This is a genomic window from Stenotrophomonas genospecies 5 (genome assembly GCF_054473825.1).
On sequence record NZ_JBTMUW010000003.1, the window covers coordinates 261,486 to 280,029 of the forward strand.

General features: G+C 67.6%; 13 protein-coding genes. 7 read left to right on the plus strand and 6 right to left on the minus strand.

What is annotated here, in order from left to right; all coding sequences use genetic code 11:
• Window positions 1-10 precede the first annotated feature (10 nt).
• Window positions 11-679 (minus strand): maleylacetoacetate isomerase, encoded by a 669-nt coding sequence (gene maiA, locus ACX9OW_RS18195; RefSeq protein ID WP_193396172.1) that lies wholly within the window; start codon window positions 677-679, stop codon window positions 11-13.
• A 14-nt stretch (window positions 680-693) separates the two neighbouring features.
• A complete protein-coding gene (locus tag ACX9OW_RS18200) occupies window positions 694-1,683 on the minus strand; it encodes a fumarylacetoacetate hydrolase family protein (protein ID WP_111186697.1) in 990 nt (329 codons plus the stop codon).
• Between the two features lie 873 nt (window positions 1,684-2,556).
• Between ACX9OW_RS18200 and ACX9OW_RS18205 the strand changes: the two genes are divergently transcribed.
• On the plus strand, window positions 2,557-3,969 hold the full coding sequence (locus ACX9OW_RS18205; protein WP_053518302.1) for a DEAD/DEAH box helicase: 1,413 nt from the start codon (window positions 2,557-2,559) through the stop codon (window positions 3,967-3,969).
• Window positions 3,970-4,082: 113 nt separating this feature from the next.
• On the opposite strand, the gene ACX9OW_RS18210 is transcribed toward ACX9OW_RS18205, so the two are convergent.
• Both ACX9OW_RS18210 and ACX9OW_RS18215 read right to left on the minus strand, forming a co-directional pair.
• Complete coding sequence (locus ACX9OW_RS18210) at window positions 4,083-6,677, minus strand: M14 family zinc carboxypeptidase (RefSeq protein WP_368866153.1); 2,595 nt, start codon at window positions 6,675-6,677, stop codon at window positions 4,083-4,085.
• Window positions 6,678-6,750: 73 nt separating this feature from the next.
• On the minus strand, window positions 6,751-9,390 hold the full coding sequence (locus ACX9OW_RS18215; protein ID WP_459062654.1) for a TonB-dependent receptor plug domain-containing protein: 2,640 nt from the start codon (window positions 9,388-9,390) through the stop codon (window positions 6,751-6,753).
• Window positions 9,391-9,583: 193 nt separating this feature from the next.
• On the opposite strand from ACX9OW_RS18215, the gene queD reads away from it, so the two are divergent.
• Both queD and ACX9OW_RS18225 read left to right on the plus strand, forming a co-directional pair.
• Window positions 9,584-9,946 (plus strand): 6-carboxytetrahydropterin synthase QueD, encoded by a 363-nt coding sequence (gene queD / locus ACX9OW_RS18220; RefSeq protein WP_053518296.1) that lies wholly within the window; start codon window positions 9,584-9,586, stop codon window positions 9,944-9,946.
• A gap of 115 nt (window positions 9,947-10,061) precedes the next feature.
• A complete protein-coding gene (locus ACX9OW_RS18225) occupies window positions 10,062-10,415 on the plus strand; it encodes a phasin family protein (protein WP_065175367.1) in 354 nt (117 codons plus the stop codon).
• 1,072 nt (window positions 10,416-11,487) lie between these two features.
• Here ACX9OW_RS18225 and ACX9OW_RS18230 read toward each other — a convergent pair.
• Together ACX9OW_RS18230 and ACX9OW_RS18235 are read right to left on the minus strand one after the other, a co-directional pair.
• Window positions 11,488-12,963 carry a sensor histidine kinase gene (locus tag ACX9OW_RS18230; protein ID WP_065175368.1) on the minus strand — a complete coding sequence of 492 codons (1,476 nt, stop codon included), beginning with the start codon at window positions 12,961-12,963 and terminating at the stop codon, window positions 11,488-11,490.
• The gene (locus ACX9OW_RS18235) at window positions 12,960-13,679 is read right to left on the minus strand and encodes a winged helix-turn-helix domain-containing protein (protein WP_197572607.1); all 720 of its coding nucleotides are present in this window, start codon (window positions 13,677-13,679) and stop codon (window positions 12,960-12,962) included. The genes ACX9OW_RS18230 and ACX9OW_RS18235 overlap by 4 nt, the downstream gene beginning before the upstream one ends.
• Before the next feature lie 143 nt (window positions 13,680-13,822).
• On the opposite strand from ACX9OW_RS18235, the gene msrB reads away from it, so the two are divergent.
• The 4 genes from msrB to ACX9OW_RS18255 all read left to right on the plus strand — a co-directional run bounded on the left by msrB (window position 13,823) and on the right by ACX9OW_RS18255 (window position 18,518).
• Complete coding sequence (gene msrB / locus ACX9OW_RS18240) at window positions 13,823-14,401, plus strand: peptide-methionine (R)-S-oxide reductase MsrB (protein ID WP_459062655.1); 579 nt, start codon at window positions 13,823-13,825, stop codon at window positions 14,399-14,401.
• Complete coding sequence (locus ACX9OW_RS18245; protein WP_459062656.1) at window positions 14,401-16,170, plus strand: cytochrome c biogenesis protein DipZ; 1,770 nt, start codon at window positions 14,401-14,403, stop codon at window positions 16,168-16,170. Before msrB ends, ACX9OW_RS18245 begins: the two co-directional genes overlap by 1 nt.
• Before the next feature lie 14 nt (window positions 16,171-16,184).
• Complete coding sequence (msrA, locus tag ACX9OW_RS18250) at window positions 16,185-16,922, plus strand: peptide-methionine (S)-S-oxide reductase MsrA (RefSeq protein WP_053518286.1); 738 nt, start codon at window positions 16,185-16,187, stop codon at window positions 16,920-16,922.
• A gap of 153 nt (window positions 16,923-17,075) precedes the next feature.
• Window positions 17,076-18,518, plus strand: coding sequence for an aminotransferase-like domain-containing protein (locus ACX9OW_RS18255; RefSeq protein WP_164150978.1), 1,443 nt, complete (start codon window positions 17,076-17,078; stop codon window positions 18,516-18,518).
• Window positions 18,519-18,544: the final 26 nt, after the last annotated feature.

Consider the following 18,544-nt stretch of genomic DNA (forward strand, 5'->3'; position numbering starts at 1 on the left):
GCAGCGGCAATCAGGCCGCGTCGACCTGGTTTTCGGGGCGCGCACGCTCGAATGCGTCCAGCGCCTGGCAGGCGGCTTCGATGCGGCGCAGGGTCGGATACGGCGACAGATCCAGACCAAAGCGATGTGCGTTGTACACCTGTGGCAGCAGACAGATGTCGGCCAGGCCGGGCCGGTCGCCATGGCAGAAGGTGCCGGTGTCGCTGCTCCCGGCCAGCAGGGTTTCCAGGGCCGCAAAGCCTTCGGCGATCCACTGCAGCGTCCACTGGGTGCGGACCTCGGCGGACAGGTGCAGGCCGCGTTCCAGATGCTGCATCACCCGCAGGTTGTTCAGCGGATGGATGTCGCAGGCGACCAGCTGCGCCAGCGCACGCACGCGGGCGCGGCCGGCCGCATCGGCCGGCAGCAGCGGCATCTGCGGAAAACGTTCGTCCAGATACTCCAGGATCGCCAGCGACTGGGTCAGCACCTGCCCGTCGTGCAGCAGGGTCGGCACCCGCTCCTGCGGATTGAGTACGCGATAGGCTTCGCCGTGCTGTTCACCACCGTCGCGCAGCAGATGAACCGGGCGCGCCTCCCAGCGCAGGCCCTTCAGCTCCAGGCCGATGCGCACGCGGTAGGCGGCGCTGGATCGCCAGTAGGTGTACAGCACGATGCCGTCGTCGACCGGGATCTCCATCGCCGCGTCCCTCCTCAGGGCCTGGCCGCCTGCTCGATGCGCTGCTCGATCGCACCGAAGATGCTGTTGCCGGCGGCGTCGAACATTTCAATCCGCACCACGTCGCCGAACGACATGAACGGTGTGCTCGGCTTGCCGTCGCGCAGGGTTTCCACGGTGCGCTGCTCGGCAAAGCACGAAGCGCCCTTGCTGGTGTCCTCGTTGGCGATGGTGCCCGATCCCACGATGGTGCCGGCGCCCAGCGGACGGGTCCTGGCCGCATGCGCCACCAGCTGGGCGAAGTTGAACTGCATGTCCACGCCTGCCTCCGGCGCACCGAACCACGCACCATTGATGTGGGTGACCAGCGGCAGGTGCACCTTGTTGTCCTGCCAGGCGTCACCCAGTTCGTCAGGGGTGACGAACACCGGCGACAGTGCCGAGCGCGGCTTGGACTGCAGGAAGCCGAAGCCCTTGGCCAGCTCGCCCGGAATCAGGTTGCGCAGCGAAACGTCGTTGACCAGACCCACCAGCTGGATGTGGCCGGCGGCCTGCTCCGGGGTGACCGCCATCGGCACGTCGTCGGTGATGACCACCAGTTCGGCCTCCAGATCGATGCCGTACTCCTCGCTGACCACCTTCACCGCGTCGCGCGGGCCGTAGAAACCGGCACTGGTGGCCTGGTACATCAGCGGGTCGGTGTAGAAGCTTTCCGGAACCTCGGCCCCGCGGGCGCGGCGGACGCGCTCGACGTGCGGCAGGTAGGCGCTGCCATCGACGAATTCATAGGCGCGCGGCAGGGGCGCCGCCAGCGTCTGCGGGTCCAGGTCGAACACGCCATCGGCGTCACCGGCATTCAGTGATTCGTAGAGCGCGTTCAGGCGCGGTGCGACACGGCTCCAGTCCTCCAGGGCCTGCTGCAGGGTGGCCGCGATGCCGGTGGCGCGGACGCCGTGGCGCAGATCACGCGAGACGACGATCAGGGTGCCGTCGCGGCCGCCTTCCTTCAAAGAACCAAGCTTCATGGGTGGGTGTCCGGAGTCATGGGCAAACAAGTTTCAAGTGTAATCAAATATGGGGCGGCGCCAAGCTGCAGCGCCGCATCGCTCCACCCTACCGTAGCGGGGGTCAGGCAGGGCTGCGCCCTGCACCTGCTTCAAGCCAGGGCAACGTCAATGGCAACAGCCGGCTCTGGGTTGTCTGCGGATCTGGCGGGGCGGTGTGGGCGGGCAGGACACGCCGTAAACCCATCCCTGGGGGCTCGATGGCGCCATCCATGGCGCCAACGGTCCCGCCCGCCCACACCGCCCCACCTTTGACAGTTTCCCGGTGACGGTCGGTAGATCCACGCCACGCGTGGATGAGATCTTTCGGACATCGAAATCCAAACTGGGGTCAGATCCGCCAGTTCGCAGGAAACTGTCGAAGGCGGGGTGGGTCCGGTTGCGGGGGCGTAAGCGCCATGGATGGCGCGACCGAGCCTCCATGGACGGATTCACGGCGTCCCCCGCAACCGGACCCACCCCGCCTACCTTCAGGAAGCCCGCTTTTGACGTTGACGTTGACGTGGCTTCGGCCTCTGCGGGTGCAGGGCGCAACCCTGCAGAGAGAACCCTTACCTGAACAGGCCTTTTTGCGTGAAGTCTCAAACATCGTTTAGACTTGTGGAGTCTGCAGCGGCCGTCCGTTTCCCTCCGGGATCGCCGGCGACCAGGGTCCGCCCTCTTCGCCCGCCCCCACTCCGACGCCGTTCGTCACGCATTCCAGCCTGCGCTTCGTGCCGGCTGCACCCAATTCTCGCAGCGCGGTTCACGGGAACGCTCCGAGTCAGCCGATCAGTTTGATCTGCCCCCGTCTGTCCATTCGGACAGGCGTTTCTTGTACTTGGAGCACACTCGATGTCTTTTGAATCGCTGGGCCTGGCGCCCTTCCTGCTGCGTGCGCTGGCCGAGCAGGGCTACGAAAACCCGACCCCGATCCAGCAGCAGGCGATCCCGCTGGCGCTGGCCGGTCGCGACCTGCTGGCCGGCGCACAGACCGGTACCGGCAAGACCGCAGCCTTCGGCCTGCCGCTGCTGCAGCATCTGGGCACCGCGCCGCAGGAAGTGCGTGGCGGTGGCCCGCGCAAGCCCCGCGCACTGATCCTGGCTCCGACCCGCGAGCTGGCCACCCAGGTGCATGACAGCCTGCGCGGCTACAGCAAGTATCTGCGCATCCCCAGCGCCTGCATCTACGGCGGCGTCGGCATGGGCAACCAGCTGGACATCCTGCGCCGTGGCGTGGACCTGCTGGTGGCCTGCCCGGGCCGCCTGATCGATCACCTGGAGCGTCGCAGCATCGACCTGTCCGGCATCGAACTGCTGGTGCTGGACGAAGCCGACCGCATGCTTGACATGGGCTTCCTGCCGTCGATCAAGCGCATCCTGGCCAAGCTGCCCAAGCAGAACCGTCAGACCCTGCTGTTCTCGGCCACGTTCGAGGACAACATCCGCCAGCTGGCGCTGGAGTTCATGCGCAACCCGGAACAGATCCAGGTGACGCCGAAGAACACCGTGGCCGAGACCATCACCCATCGCGTGCATCCGGTCGACGCCGGCCGCAAGCGCGACCTGCTGCTGCACCTGCTGGCACAGGACAGCCGTGAGCAGACCCTGGTGTTCGCCCGGACCAAGCACGGCAGCGACAAGCTGGCCGCGTTCCTGGAGAAGTCGGGCATCAAGACCGCGGCGATCCATGGCAACAAGAGCCAGGGCCAGCGGCTGCGTGCGCTGGGTGACTTCAAGGCCGGTCGCGTGACCGTGCTGGTGGCCACCGACATCGCGGCGCGAGGCATCGACATCAACGAGCTGCCGAAGGTGATCAACTTCGACCTGCCGATGGTCGCCGAGGATTACGTGCACCGCATCGGCCGCACCGGCCGCAACGGCTCCACCGGCCAGGCGATCTCGCTGGTGGCGCAGGACGAGGTCAAGCTGCTGCGCGCAATCGTGCGCCTGCTCGGACGCGACATGGACATCCGCGATGTGCCGGGCTTCGAGCTGCAGGTGCCGATCCGCTGGGGCAACAGTGCACCGGGCAAGGCCGAGCACGACAGCGGCGAGCGCGCCCCGCGCAAGAGCCACGCGCGACGTCCGCACGGCGATGCGCCGCGCCATGCCCACGCCGGCCCGAAGAAGGCCGGTGGTGGCCGTCGTGAGGGCGGTGGCAACGGCCAGCAGCGTGCCGGCGCAGGTCAGGGCCAGCGTCGTGGCGGAGGCGGCAACGGCGGTGGTCGTGGCCGTGGCCAGGGCGGCGGCGGTCGCGCCGGCTGATCCTGACTGACAGGAATGAGGCGTCCCGCTGCGCGGGGGGCCTCACATCGGGGACGGCGCTGGCGCGCCGTCCCTTTTTTGTTGCCCGCGCATCGAACAAGGCGCCAGACGCCTCACCCGCGCGCTTTCGCCGGATTCGCCAGATTCCCGAAGAAGATCGCATTGATCAGCAGTCGATCCGTGCCATGCCAGTACTTGCGGTGTGCCGGATCATCGGCGAACAGCACCACGTTGCCCTTTCCCTGGGCCGACACCAGCAGCCACGCACTGCCTGCCACCCGCGCACGATTGCGCTCGGACAGGTAACCGTTGACCCGTGGTGACGCGTCGATGCGCACCACCGTCGAGAACGGATTCGCACTCGGCTGCAGCGTCACGCTGTTTTCCTTGTTCACCGCCAGCTGCCGGCCCGGCACGCCGAACGCCAGGGGATGGCTGGTATCGACATCGGCGCTGAGGATGTTGCCGCTCACCCGCTCGATCGCAGCGATGTCGCGCTGGTCACCGAAGGCGCGACGGGATTCGTCGCCGGCCTCTTCGTCCTTGCCGGTCTTCTCGCCATCGGCGAGCTTCTGCTCGATCGCCCACTTCGACGCGCTGCCATAGGTCACCAGCGAGCCGCCGGCCTGCACCCAGCGCTTCAGTGCGGCCACCGCGGTCGCATCGACACTGCTGTAGGTGCCACCGGACAACACGAGCGTGGTATAGCGATCCAGCGGAACCTTGCCCAGCTGCTGCGGATCCAGCTTGCTGGCCGGCAGGTGCAGGTGCTGGTCCAGCAGGAACCAGGCCGATCCGATCTCGGTGGCCGCCACGCCTTCGCCCATCACCAGTGCCACGGCCGGCTTGCGCAGTGCCTTCACGCCATCGCTGCCGAGATCGATGCCCTCGCGGCTGCGGCCACTCGACAACGCATGCACCTGTACGCCTGAAGCACGTGCCGCCGCGGCCACCGCGTCGAGCAGGGCCGCCCCCTGCAGTGGCTGGCCGGCGACCGGAACGACGATGCTGCCGGCCGCGAAAGCCACATCGCCCTGTGCGGTTCCGGCGGTGAACGGCTGGAATGCAGCGCGGGCGGCCAGTCCCCTGCCCTGCAGCTCGGCCAGCGCACGGCTGGCGTTGTAGTCACGCCAGTCGATGGCATAGGCGAACCCCGCCTGGCCGCCGACGACCGCGCCCTGCAGTGGTGGCAGCTCGCTCACCTGTGCACCGCCGTCGATGCGGCTGCGGCTGCCGGCGAAGGCCACGCCGTAGGCTGGCGCAATAGCGTAGCTGGTGCTGCCATAGAACACGTCGCCCTTGATCGGCGGCGTCTCGGCGAAGATCGAGTGCACCAGGCGGAACTGCGCCTGCTGCACGGGCACGACATAGGCACTGCCTGCCTGGAAGCGCTTCCCCTCGACGGTGACATCGCGATCCAGCGCGCGTACCTCGATCCGGTGCAGGAGCAGCAGTTCAAGCAGGCGCCGGGTCAACGCCGGATCATGCGCGTCGCCGAACACGAAGGTCTTCTGCGGCTGCTGCGCGGCCTGCTTCAATGCGCTCTGGAAGAAGGTCTTCTGCAGGTCGAACAGGCCACTGCGCTCGGCCACCGCACCGCGCACCGTGCCCAGGCCGGTGGCGACCTGGTTGCGGATGGTGAACGGGAAGGTCAGCAGCCCGTTCACCGACTCCTGCACCCGTCCCCGCGAACTGGCCTGCTCGACGGTGACACCGACCGCGCCATGGAAGTCCGGATAGGTCGAGCCATACACCGGCGAGAAGTTGTCGAAGTTCTCCCCCGTGTAGTACAGCGACCCCAGTGCGTCCAGCGCCTGTGCGTGGTACGTGGCCAGCGTCCTGTTGAACTCGTAGGAGGCGGCCGGGATCAACGGGCTGTGCATGCTCTTCGGCGAAGGCTCGAAGTAGTACGTGCTGTCCTTGCCCATCTCGTGGAAGTCGATCTGCACGTTCGGGTACCACTGGTGGAAGGCGGCCACCTTTGGCCGCGAATCCTGCTGGGTCAGCGCCAGCCAGTCGCGGTTGAGATCGGTGAAGTAATGGTTGGTACGGCCCTGCGGGAACGGCTCGACATGCTCCTTGTCAGCCGGATCGGCCGAGGCCGGGTCCGATGCCCAGGCGTTGTGCCAGTTGGCGGCACGGTCGCGTCCGTCCGGATTCTGCGCCGGGTCGAACAGCACCACCGCCTGCTGCAGCCATTGCTGGGTTTCACTGCTGCGATTGGCCACCAGGTAATACGCGGTGAGCATCGCCGCTTCGCCGCTGGAGGTTTCATTGCCGTGCACACTGTAGCCCAGCCAGACCACCACCGGGCTGTCACCGGCTGCGCTGCGCGGTTGTGCCGGATCGACCAGGGTCGCGTGCTGCTGGCGGATCTGTTCCAACCGCGCCTGGTTGCTGGCCGCGGTGATGGTGGCAATCAGCAGGGGGCGGCCTTCATAGCTGCGTCCAATGTGCTGGACGCGGATCCTGTCCGAATGCCTGGCCAGTTCCTCGAAATAGGCGACCAACTGGTCGTGGCGGGTGTAGCGGCTGCCGATCGGATAGCCGAGGAACTGCTCCGGCGTGGGAATGGCGCTGTCGAACGCGCCGGCCTCGCTGGCCTGCGGAAAGAAATAGGCGCTCTGCGCCTGCGCGGACAACGCGGGGAACACTGCGCTGGCAGCGGCGATCAGCAACGGAAGAACGGCACGGCGGTGGAAGGACACGGTGACTCCCCGGAAACAGGACGGCAGAGGGCAACGTGGCCGGTCACGGCAGGTGACCGGCCACGGCGTTGGGTCAGAAGCGGTAGTCGAAGCCCAGCGTGAAGTAGCGACCCCGCAGGTCGTACTGGGTGAAGTCATACGGCGCACGGATGCCCGGGAACGACGCATCGTAGGGCGGCGTCTTGTCACCCAGGTTCTGCACCTTGGCGTACAGGGTCAGGCTGTCGATGCCGGTGTACCCCAGGTACAGGTCGTACTGGCTGTAGCTGCCGACACGCTGCTGCACGGCCTTGGCGGCGGTACTGGCTTCCTGCCGATAGCTGCTGGTGTAGTACCAGGTCACCGCCGCGTTGAAGTCGCCGTACTTCCAGTCCAGCGTGGTGGTGGCCTTGTCCTTGGGCAGGGTGGCGCCGAGGTTGCTGCCGGCGTAGTCGACCAGGGGCCCACCGACCACGGTCGGACGGCGGTAGTCACGGACGTGGGTGTAGGCCGAAGACAGGGTGAAATCTCCCAGGCGCGCCGTCGGAATGCGCTGGCGCAGTTCCACGTCGATGCCCGATGTCTTCAGCTCGCTCAGGTTCTGGTAGCGGTTGTAGACGGCCTGCAGCTTGCCGCGCTCATCGCGCTGCACGGCACCGGCGACATTGTCGTTGATCAGCGTCTGGGTGTTGTTGGTGCCGACCAGGTTGTCGAGCTGGATACGGTAGTAGTCGACACTCAGATTGGTGTTCGCCCACGGTGACAGCACCACGCCGAAGTTCACGCTCTTGGTGCGCTCCGGCTTCAGGTCACTGTTGCCCACGGTGAAGAACGTCGGGCTCTGCCGCGAGCCCGGCACATCCGGGTCGCGCGGATCGACCACGCTGCCGTAGGAGATGCTGGTGCTGTTGGAGTTCTCCGACAGCGAGGGCGCACGGAAGCCCTTCGAGGCCGACGCGCGCACCAGCAGGAAGTCCAGCGGTTGCCAGCGCAGTCCGAGCTTCGGCGAGAACGCATCGCCGAAGTCATCGTAGTGATCGGCACGCGCAGCGGCGGACAGTTCCAGGGTCGAGGCCAGCGGCACGTTCACTTCCGCGTACGCAGCGCTGACCTGGCGCTCGCCGTGCACCTCGGCGATGGCCGGACGCACCTGCAGGCCGGCATCGATCTGCCAGGGGTTGTTCGAATCGAGCTTCTCGCGGCGCCACTCGGCGCCAGCGGCAAAGCCGATGTCACCGGCCCAGGTGCGGCCCAGGCTGCCCGAGATCTTCGCATCGACACCCTGCAGCTTCGATTCGGCCGGACGCAGCGTAGCGATGTTGATCGCATCACGCACCGACTGCGGGGTGGCCGCCGGGTCGAGCAGATTGTAGCTGCCGCTGGCCAGCGCATCGGCCAGCGCCCAGCGGTTGGCGAAGCCGCCCGAGACGGTCTCACGCTCGCTGCTGCGCGCACCGAACGCCGCCACTTCCCAGTCCCAGTTGGCGGTGGTGCCGCGCAGGCCGAACACGCCGCGATAGGCGGTGGAGCGGTTGGTCTTGATGGTGCCGCCGAGATCGAAGAACGTGTACTCGATCGGCACGGCACGCCCGTAGGGATTGTACGGATTGCCCGCCGGCAGCTGCGACGACACCGGCTCGGCCAGGCCGGTCTCGGCATTCAGGGCGAAGCGGCCGCTTTCCAGGGTGAAGAACGGGCTGCTGCCGAACCAGGCCGCGCTCTTGATCTGGCTGTACAGCACTTCACCGAACGCTTCGACGTTGTCGCCCAGGCGGAAGGTGCCGTTGGCATAGGCCTGGTAGCGCTTCGTGGATGGAATCAGCGTGGTGTACGGCGCTTGGTTGAAGCCGCAGGTGTCGCCAGCCAGGCCGTCGATCGGAGCGCTCGCGACGCGCGTGGTCCCGGTGGGGCAGTTGCCGCTGGCGTCGAGCATCGGCACCGACACGCCATTGATCAGATAGCGCGCCCCCTTGGCTGACCAGCCGTTCCAGCGCCCACCCGGCAGATCGGTGTAGATGCCACTCTTGGTCAGATTGCGCTCGTCCTGGTCCAGGCGGTCGCGGTTGTAGCCCTGCAGACTGAACAGGATGTTGTAGCCATCGCTGTCCAGATCACCGAGGCCACCCACGAACTTCAGGTTCTGCTCGCGCAGGCCCCCTTGGTCGGCGCCTCCGAAGCTGCCACCGATCTCGGCACCTTCGAAGTTCTGGCGGGTGATGATGTTGACCACGCCGGCCACGGCATCGGAGCCATACACGGCCGAAGCACCATCCTTGAGCACTTCGATGCGCTCGACCGCAACCAGCGGCAGGGCATTGAGGTCGACGAAGGTATCGGACAGGCCACCGGCCGGGAAGCCGTAGTTCGCCACGCGGCGGCCGTTGAGCAGCACCAGCGTGTTCTTCGGTGACAGGCCGCGCAGGCCGATGCTGGCCGAGCCGGAGGCCCAGCCGTTGTTGGTGGTCTCGTTGTTGGCATTGCCGGTGTTGGCGGAGATCGAGCGCAGCACATCGGCGACGGTGGCCTTGCCGGTCTGTTCCAGCTGCTGGCGGCCGATTACCTGCACCGGATTGGACGCCTCGGTATCGGCGCGCTTGATGTTGGAACCGGTGACGCGGACGGCGGCCAGGGTACTGGCTTCGCCACTGGCGGCAGCGGTGGTTTCGGCGGCGGCGGACAATGGCGCGGCCAGAGCGGCGGCCAGGGCCGCCACGAGCAGGGTGTGCTGGGGCATGACGATGTGTGGGGTGGTGGTAGGGCGACGAAGTTCCGCAGTAATCCATGACTGGCCGGGGCCCGACCAATAACATCTCTTCATACGGATATAAGAGAAGCTAACATCTCTTCATCCGGATGGAAATAGTCACTCCGCTTCAGGGCCGGCGCGATCCCGGTCGGATGCGACAGCAGCGGCGTACAATCCGCTCATGGAAATCTTCAAAGTCTTCATGCTTGAGGCGGCCCACCGCCTCCCGAACGTACCGCCGGGGCACAAGTGCGCGCGCCTGCATGGCCACTCCTTCCGGGTGGAACTGAAGGTCGAGGGCGAACCCGGCGCGCAGACCGGCTGGATCATGGATTTCGGGGACGTGAAGGCGGCCTTCCAGCCGATCTACGAACGCCTGGACCACCACTACCTCAATGACATCCCCGGCCTGGAAAACCCGACCAGCGAGAACCTGGCGGTGTGGATCTGGAACGAACTCAAGCCCGCGCTGCCGGCGCTGAGCGAGATCACGGTCCACGAGACCTGCACCTCCGGCTGCCGGTACCGGGGCCCCGGCACCTGAACAACTCATTGATATCTAAAGGTTTCTAAAGGCGCCTTGGGCGCCTTTATGATTTTTGTTGCAATGCGGCATCATCGGCGTATGCTGCAATGCATCAAGTCCTTTCCTGACGCCCATGACCGCCGCCTTCAGCGATCGCTTCAGTGATGCCACCCGCCAGCTGGCCGCCGCCGCAACGCGCGCGAACCGGTTGGCGCTGGAGAACGCTGAAAGCATGTTCGGCGTGCAGCTGAAAGCACTGGAACGCAACCTGACCGCGACCGGTGGCTGGCTCGGCGAGCTGGCACGAAGCGAAGATCCGGCCGGATTGCTGTCGCAGGGGGCTCAGCTGTGGCAGGACAACCTGCAGCGGTTTGGGCAGGCCCAGCAGGACGTGGTCGGTCTTGGCCTGCTGGCTGGACGCTCCTGGTCCGAGCTGGTGCAGGGCTACAACGAATCAACAGCGGACGCGACCGGCCACACGCCCTGACGCGACGCTTTCGCTCATTGCATGGGTCCCTCCCCCCATGCAATCCGGACCCGGCAGATCCCTCCCTCTGCCGGGTCTTTTTTTATTCCTCGCCTGCGTGCAGATGCGCGTCTTCGCCCGAGCAGATCGCGAGCGCAAAGGCCTCGCGCCGGCCCGCAGCATGTGGGCAAATGTCCCCGGCGCATTTTCGCACCTCTGCGCACCGATAACCCCTGCACGCCGGGCGGATGCCCTTGCGTGCGAAGTGAAGGAGGAGGTGACGGCCAACGGCCGGCGCCGGGGGACATTCGCACGCAAAGGCATCCGCCCGGCGCCACAGGAAAAACGAACACACGCACAGGCAGCCTCAACCCGAGCGATCCCATGCCAGCGCGGGTACCACACCCGGACGTGCCCCACCTGCCTGCCAGGCACGGTGCCGTCGTCCGCACACCGCTGCGTGCCGACAGCCCCTGCACGCCGGGTGGATGCCCTTGCGTGCGAAGTAAAGGAGGAGGTGACGGCCAACGGCCGGCGCCGGAGGACATTCGCACGCAAGGGCATCCGCCCGGCGCCACACGGAAAACGCACGCACCTGCGCACAGGCAGCCTCAACCCGAGCGATCCCATGCCAGCGCGGATACCACACCCGGAGGTGTCCCACCTGCCCACCCAACACGATGCCGTCGTCCGCACACCGCTGCGTGCCGACAGCCCCTGCACGCCGGGCGGATGCCCTTGCGTGCGAAGTAAAGGAGGAGGTGACGGCCACCGGCCGGCGCCGGGGGACATTCGCACGCAAGGGCATCCGCCCGGCGCCACAGGAAAAACGAACACACGCACAGGCAGCCTCAACCGAGCGATCCCATGCCAGTGCGGATACCACACCCGGACGTGTCCCACCTGCCCACCAGCACGGTGCCGTCATCCGCACACCGCTGCGTGCCGATAACCCCTCAACGCCGGTTGGATGCCCTTACACCGGCCGGCGCCGGGGGACATTCGCACGCAAGGGCATCCGCCCGGCGCCACCCGGAAAAACGCACATACCTGCGCGAAGGGGCAAACACCGCCACCCGGAAACCAGCTGCGCCTAGGCCACCGCCGCCGACTCCGCCCGCGGCAGCTCGAACACGAACGTCGCCCCTGCCTCACTGTCGCGCAGCGCGATGCTGCGGCCATGCAGCTGCACGATACGCTGCACGATCAGCAGCCCCAGGCCACCGTTCTCGCCCCGTCGCGCCCCCAACGCAGCAGGCGCCTGGAACAGCTGCGCACGCACCGCAGCAGCAACGCCGGGACCGTCATCAGAGACGATCACCTCCACGCTGTCAGCCACCGCGCGCAGCCGCACCTCGATCCGCCCTCCCTCCGGCGCATGGCGCAGGGCGTTGTCGAGCAGGTTGGTCAGCACCCGCTCCACCAGACCCAGGTCCGCACGTACCAGCGGCAACCCCTGCGGGAAATCCGCGTGCAACTGCTGGCCGCGCGCCTGCGCCGCCAGCTCGAACTTCTGCAGCACGTCCTGCAGCAGCTCGGGCAGCGCGAACACCTCCCACTCCAGCCGCACCTCGCCGTGTTCCAGGCGTGCCAGCTCGAACAGCGCGCGCGCCAGTCGCCCGACCTTCGCACTCTGCGCCAGGGCAATGCCGAGATAGCGCCGGCGCTCCTCCGGCGACAGCGTCGCGTCCTTCAACGCCATCGTCTCAAGGTAGCCATGCAGTGAAGACAGCGGCGTGCGCAGATCGTGCGAAATGTTGGCCACCAGCTCGCGCCGCTGCAGGTCCTGCTGGCGCAGCTGCTGCCACTGCTCCCCCAACCGCTGCGCCATCTGCGCATGCGCATGTTCGAGGATGACCAGTTCATCGCGCTCGCCCGGCCGCAGCGGGCCGGGCGGCGGCAGCGGCGTCGGCGCATCGATGTCGAATGCCTGGATGCGACGTGTCAGGCGACGCAGCGGCCGGGTCACCCAGTAGAACGCCACCAGCCCGGCCAGCAGGCCCAGGCTGCCCACCAGCATCACCGACCACAAGGTCGTGTTCCACTGGTTGCTGGCGGCGAGGTCGTCGGCGAGCATCTGCCGGTGCTCGCCCACCAGCACCACGTAGACGTAGCCGGCCTGCCGCCCCTGCACCACCAGCGGCGCCACGCTGAACACCTTGCGACCCTCGCTACTGCGCGGATCGTCGCCCAGGATCGGCAGCGGCGCGCCCGCCAGCAGACGGCGCAGCGGTGCCACGTCCACGCGGTTGCGCATCAGGTGCCCGCTGGGTGCGTCGTGGCCGAGAATGCGACCCTGGTCGTCCAGCAGGTACACCTCGACGCTGGGGTTGACCGCCATCAGTTGCCCGAACAGCGCACGCACCGCCGCATCGCGCATGCCGCTGGTATCCATCAGCTCACTGCGCTGCGCGATGTGCTCGGCCAGCCCCAGCGACAGCCGCTGCACGACTTCCTGCTCGTGCCGTGTGTTCGAGCGCATCTGCAACGCCAGCAGCGCCATGCAGCACATCAGCATCAGCGCCGCGATCACCGCGGCCAGCTTCTGCCACAGGTTCGGCCGGATCATGCCGCCGCCCCGGCCGGGTCCACCAGCTTGTAGCCCCGGCCCCAGACCGTCAGCAACCGCCGCGGGTTGGCCGGATCCGTTTCGATCTTGCTGCGCAGGCGGTTGATATGGGTATTGACCGTATGCTCATAGCCATCGTGCTGGTAGCCCCAGACCTGGTTGAGCAGTTCCATCCGCGCGAACACCTGGCCGGGATGGCGTGCGAAGAACAGCAGCAGGTCGAACTCGCGCGGCGTGAGTTCCAGCGGCTTGCCATCCACGTCGGCAGTACGCGCGACCGGGTCCAGCTGCAGTCCTCCCAGCTCGATGGCACCGGCATCGATGCGGGCGTTCTGCGCCATGGCCTCGGCGCGACGCAGCAGGGCACGCACGCGCGCCACCAGCTCCGGCATCGAGAATGGCTTCGCCAGATAATCGTCCGCGCCGAGTTCCAGGCCGACAATGCGCTGGGTTTCGCTGCCGCGTGCACTGATGATGATGATCGGGACATAGCGCGCCATCGCCCGTGCGCGCTGGCAGACCTGCAGGCCATCGACACCGGGCAGCATCACGTCCAGCACCAGCGCGTCCCACGGGCCTTCCTGTTCGAGCAGGCGCAGCCCGCCATCACCGCTGTCGGCGTGGGCGACCTCATACCCCTCATCGCCCAGGTGCATGCGCAGCAGGTCGGCGATGTGGGCATCGTCTTCAACGATCAGGACACGTCTCGGGGACATCGGCAGCTCGGGCCAGGGGGGAGGCTGAGCGCATTGTGGCGCGGGATCGCCGCCGATACCTCACGAAAAATTGAATCCTGCGTGAGGATTCGTTGACCGGAGCAGGCGCAGCATGGCCCCGTCGCCCCTTCCCGGAGTCCGCCATGCCCCTCACCCGCCGCCATCTGCTGGGTCTGGGCGGTATCGCCACCAGCGCCGGCCTGCTCGGTCTCGGGGCCTGCAGCCGCGCCGCGCCAGCGGCAGCAGAAACGCGCCCTGCGCGACAGTTCGAGATCATGCGCAGTGATGCTGACTGGCGCCAGCGGCTGACCCCGGCCCAGTACGCAGTGCTGCGCCAGCAGGCGACCGAACGCCCTTGGAGCAGCCCGCTCAACAAGGAACACCGGCAAGGCACGTTCACCTGTGCCGGCTGTGCGCTGCCGCTGTTCTCTTCGTCCACCAAGTTCGAGAGCGGTACTGGCTGGCCCAGCTTCTGGGCACCGTTGCACAACGCTATCGGTGAGGACCGCGACGTCACCTTTGGCATGCTGCGGGTGGAAGTGCATTGCCGCCGCTGCGGCGGCCATCTGGGCCATGTCTTCAACGACGGCCCACGCCCTACCGGCCTGCGCTACTGCATGAACGGCGCGGCGCTGGCCTTCCAGCCCGGACCTGCCGCGCATGACAGCGATGCGGGCTGGCGCGTGCCGGTGGGATCGTCCCCTGCTTCTGGAGCCCGATGATGCTGCTGTTGCTGCTTGCCTATCTTGGCGGTGTGCTGACCCTGCTCAGCCCCTGCATCCTGCCGGTGCTGCCGTTCGTATTCGCGCGTGCTGACCGCCCGTTCCTGCGCAGCACCCTGCCGCTGCTGCTGGGCATGGCGCTGACCTTTACCCTCGTCGCCAGCCTGGCGGCAGTCGGCAGCCAGTGGGTGGCGCAGGCCAACCAGATCGGTCGCTGGATCGCCCTGCTGCTGATGGCGCTGTTCGCGGTGGCGTTGCTGTGGCCCGCACTGGCAGACCATCTGCTGGCGCCGTTGCAGCGTGTCGGCGCGCGGTTGAGCGCACGCGCGGACGCTGCCGATGCCGCCGGGCGCGGCGGTGCCTGGACGTCGCTGCTGATCGGCATCGCCACCGGCCTGCTGTGGGCGCCGTGCGCGGGCCCGATCCTTGGCCTGGTACTGACCGGGGCTGCGCTGCATGGCGCCAGCGCCAGCACCAGTACGCTGCTGCTTGCCTACGCGCTGGGTGCGGTCACCGCGCTGGCATTGGCGGTCTGGATCGGCGGCCGGGTGTTCCGCGCCCTGCAGGCACGGCTGGGGCTGGGCAATCTGCTCCGCCGTGTGCTCGGCGTCGCTGCGCTGCTGGCGGTCGTGGCCATTGCCCTGGGCTGGGACACCGGCCTGCTGACCCGGCTGTCCACCGTCAGCACCGCGCGTATCGAGCAGGGCCTGCTCGATGCGGTACCCGGCGCGCAGCCTTCTGCTCCGCCGATGATGATGATGGGCCCGGCCACTGCAGGCAGCGAGGCACCGCTGCCGGTGGAAGGCACGCTGCCCGCCCTGGACGGCGCCACCGGCTGGCTCAACAGCCCACCGCTGGACGCCGCCCAGCTGCGCGGCAAGGTGGTTCTGATCGACTTCTGGACCTATTCCTGCATCAACTGCCTGCGTGCGATGCCGTTCGTGCACGAGTGGCAGCGGCGCTACCGCGATCACGGCCTGGTGGTGATCGGCGTGCACACCCCCGAGTTCGCCTTCGAACGCGACCCGCGCAACGTCATGAAGGCCGTGCAGCAGTTGAAGGTCGACTATCCCGTCGCGCTGGACAACCAGTACGCGATCTGGCGTGCGTTCAACAACCGCTACTGGCCCGCGCACTACTTCGTCGATGCGCAGGGCAACATCCGCGGCCATCAGTTCGGCGAGGGCAACTATGCGCGTTCGGAGCAGATGATCCGCCGCCTGCTGGCCGAAGCCGGCCAGACCCGGCTGCCACCGCCGGCCGATCCGGCCGCAGCGGACCTGCAGGGCGTGGCCGCGCAGGCGGACATGGGCAACCTGCGCTCGCCGGAGACCTACCTGGGGCATGCGCGCGCCGAGCAGTTCGCCTCGCCAGGCGGGCAACGTGTGGACACCGCATTCGACTACGCGCTGCCACCCGCGCTGGCGCTGAACCAGTGGGGCCTGTCCGGCCACTGGATCATCGACGACGAGGCGGCACGGCTGCAGCAGCCCGGAGGACGCATCGCCTTCCAGTTCCATGCCCGCGATCTGCATCTGGTGCTCGCGCCACGCCAGGACGGCACGCCGGTGCGCTTCCGCGTCTGGCTGGATGGTCGGCCGTTGCCCGCGGCCGACGCCGGCAGCGACGTTGGCAGCGATGGCAGCGGCGTGATCGACGAACACCGTCTGTACCAGCTGGTGCGCCAGCGCGGCGCCGTCGCGCCACACCGCTTCGAGATCGAATTCCTCGATGCCGGCGCCCAGGCCTACGCCTTCACCTTCGGTTGATCCGGGAGGACACGATGAAGATTTCGTTCGAACAGGGGATCGCCGCCGGCATTGCCGGGCTGGTCGCTACCGCACTGATTGCCGGGGTACTGCTGGTTGATCACGGTGCCATCGCCGCGCCGCTCGAGCGCAGCGCACAGGTGCAGGTGTTGCCTGCGCCCACCGGTGAAGCCGCATTCCGCGATGACGGCACGCACGCCAGCGTAGTGTTTGCCGGCGGCTGCTTCTGGGGCGTGCAGGGCGTGTTCCAGCACGTCAAGGGCGTGAGCAACGCAGTCTCGGGCTACGTCGGCGGCAGCGCGGCGGATGCGCGCTATGAGCGTGTCAGCAGCGGACGCACCGGCCACGCCGAGGCGGTGAAGGTCGACTACGACCCGCGCCAGGTGAGCTACGGCCAGCTGATGCAGGTGTTCTTCTCGGTGGTGCATGACCCGACCCAGCTCGACCGGCAAGGCCCGGACCATGGCAGCCAGTACCGCTCGGCGATCTTCGTCGATGATCCCCGCCAGCAGGCGGCCAGCCGTGCCTACATCACCCAGCTGGGCCAGGCCGGAAGCTATCGCGCGCCCATCGTCACCCAGGTGGGGAGCGGCCAGCGCTTCTATCCGGCCGAGAGCTACCACCAGAACTACATGAGCAACTATCCGCAGGCGGCCTACATCCGCTACTACGACGCTCCGAAGCTGGCGGCACTGGGCAGGCAATTCCCTGCCCTGTATCGCCGGGATCCGGTGCTGGTGCCGATGCGTTGACTGCATGGTGCGCCAGCCCATGCAAAAAAAGGGGCGCGCGGCCATCCAGCCGCGCGCCCTTGAAATATCGGCGGGCACCGATCAGGCCCTGCCGACGAGGACATGCTAGGCTCGGAATCCTCATGGGTACAGCACCAGATGCGGCCGGAACCGATGGATACAGATCAACGCAGCAGCGCGTCCGCTCCTCGCTACCAGCGGCTGTCCGATGAGCTGGCCGAGGCCATCCAGGGAGGGCGCCTGCCGGTCGGCAGCCGCCTGCCATCGCTGCGGCAGATGGCAGCACAGCGTCAGCTCAGCCTCAATACGGTGATCGCCGCCTACCGCCAGCTGGAAGACGCCGGCCTGGTGGTTCCGCGGCCAAAGGCAGGTTTCGAAGTGGCGCCGCGACTGTCAGTGCCGCAACGGTCGCTGCGCGATGCGCCGTCGGCCCCCACCGCGCCGTTGCAGCAGGTGCTGATGGCACGCGTGCTGGAGGCGCAACGCCGTTCCGGGGTGATCGACCTCGCCTTCGCCGGGCCACGCGGGCGCCAGTTCTATCCTGGCGCCCAGCTGGCCCGGCACACCGCCCAGGTATTGCGCCACGGCCAGCAGACGGTCGAAACCTACGCACGCCCCAATGGCTCGCCGCGGCTGCTGGCGCAGATCGTGCGGCGCGGCCCGCGCATGGGCCTGCACACGCACAGCGATCGCCTGCTGCTGACCCACGGTGCGATGGAGGCGCTGCAGCTGGCACTGCGTGCGGTGACCCAGCCCGGCGATTCAGTGGGTATCGAAGCACCGTCGTACTTCAACCTGTATCCGCTGCTGGCCAACCTGGGCCTGCAGGCCATCGAACTGCCGACGCATCCGCAACAGGGCCTGGACGTCGATGCGTTGGAGGCGATGCTGGAGCACACACCGCTGGCCGCGCTGGTGCTGATGCCGACCGTGCACAATCCATTGGGCTGCACCATGCCGGTGGCGGCCAAGCAGCGTCTGGCCGAGCTGGTCAACGCGCGGCAGCTGCCGCTGATCGAGGATGCCGTGTACGCGGAACTGCAGTTCTGCGAGCCACCTGCGCCGCTGCTGAAGGCCTTTGACCGCGACGGCTGGGTGATGGTGGTCGGCGGTTTCTCGAAGACGCTGGCCCCGGACTATCGCATCGGCTGGCTCGACGGCGGGCGCTTCGCTGAACGCATCGCCCTGCTGAAGTTCCAGTCCACGGGCGGCGAGCCGCAGCTGCTGGGTGATGCCGTGGCCGCGTACCTGGAGGGGAGCGGATACGAACATCACCTGCACCGCATGCGGCGCCTGTATCGCGAGCAGGTGGGACGGCTGCGCCAGCTCGTGGCCGAGCATTTCCCGCCTGGCACACGCGCCACGGAACCACAGGGTGGCTTCCTGCTGTGGCTGGAACTGCCGGGCGTGGACACCCGCGCACTGTTCGAGCGGGCGCTGGAAGAGGGCATCGTGTTCATGCCCGGCCAGGTGTATTCGCGCGGTCCGCGCTACCGGCACTGCCTGCGGCTGTCGTGCTGCCAGACCTTCGACGCACGTTTCATCGCTGCCGTGGAGCGCCTGGGCGCCCTCGCGCGGGAGCTCGCGGCCGGTTGATCGCAGCGGGTCGCAGGCTCCGCTCT

Bases quoted from the DNA above. Each gene is read 5' to 3' on its own strand.
- ACX9OW_RS18215 (WP_459062654.1), bottom strand. From the start codon at position 9,390: ATGCCCCAGCACACCCTGCTCGTGGCGGCCCTGGCCGCCGCTCTGGCC.
- queD (WP_053518296.1), top strand. From the start codon at position 9,584: ATGGAAATCTTCAAAGTCTTCATGCTTGAGGCGGCCCACCGCCTCCCG.
- ACX9OW_RS18235 (WP_197572607.1), bottom strand. From the start codon at position 13,679: ATGTCCCCGAGACGTGTCCTGATCGTTGAAGACGATGCCCACATCGCC.
- ACX9OW_RS18225 (WP_065175367.1), top strand. From the start codon at position 10,062: ATGACCGCCGCCTTCAGCGATCGCTTCAGTGATGCCACCCGCCAGCTG.
- ACX9OW_RS18230 (WP_065175368.1), bottom strand. From the start codon at position 12,963: ATGATCCGGCCGAACCTGTGGCAGAAGCTGGCCGCGGTGATCGCGGCG.
- ACX9OW_RS18200 (WP_111186697.1), bottom strand. From the start codon at position 1,683: ATGAAGCTTGGTTCTTTGAAGGAAGGCGGCCGCGACGGCACCCTGATC.
- ACX9OW_RS18245 (WP_459062656.1), top strand. From the start codon at position 14,401: ATGCTGCTGTTGCTGCTTGCCTATCTTGGCGGTGTGCTGACCCTGCTC.
- msrA (WP_053518286.1), top strand. From the start codon at position 16,185: ATGAAGATTTCGTTCGAACAGGGGATCGCCGCCGGCATTGCCGGGCTG.
- msrB (WP_459062655.1), top strand. From the start codon at position 13,823: ATGCCCCTCACCCGCCGCCATCTGCTGGGTCTGGGCGGTATCGCCACC.
- ACX9OW_RS18205 (WP_053518302.1), top strand. From the start codon at position 2,557: ATGTCTTTTGAATCGCTGGGCCTGGCGCCCTTCCTGCTGCGTGCGCTG.
- ACX9OW_RS18255 (WP_164150978.1), top strand. From the start codon at position 17,076: ATGGATACAGATCAACGCAGCAGCGCGTCCGCTCCTCGCTACCAGCGG.
- maiA (WP_193396172.1), bottom strand. From the start codon at position 679: ATGGAGATCCCGGTCGACGACGGCATCGTGCTGTACACCTACTGGCGA.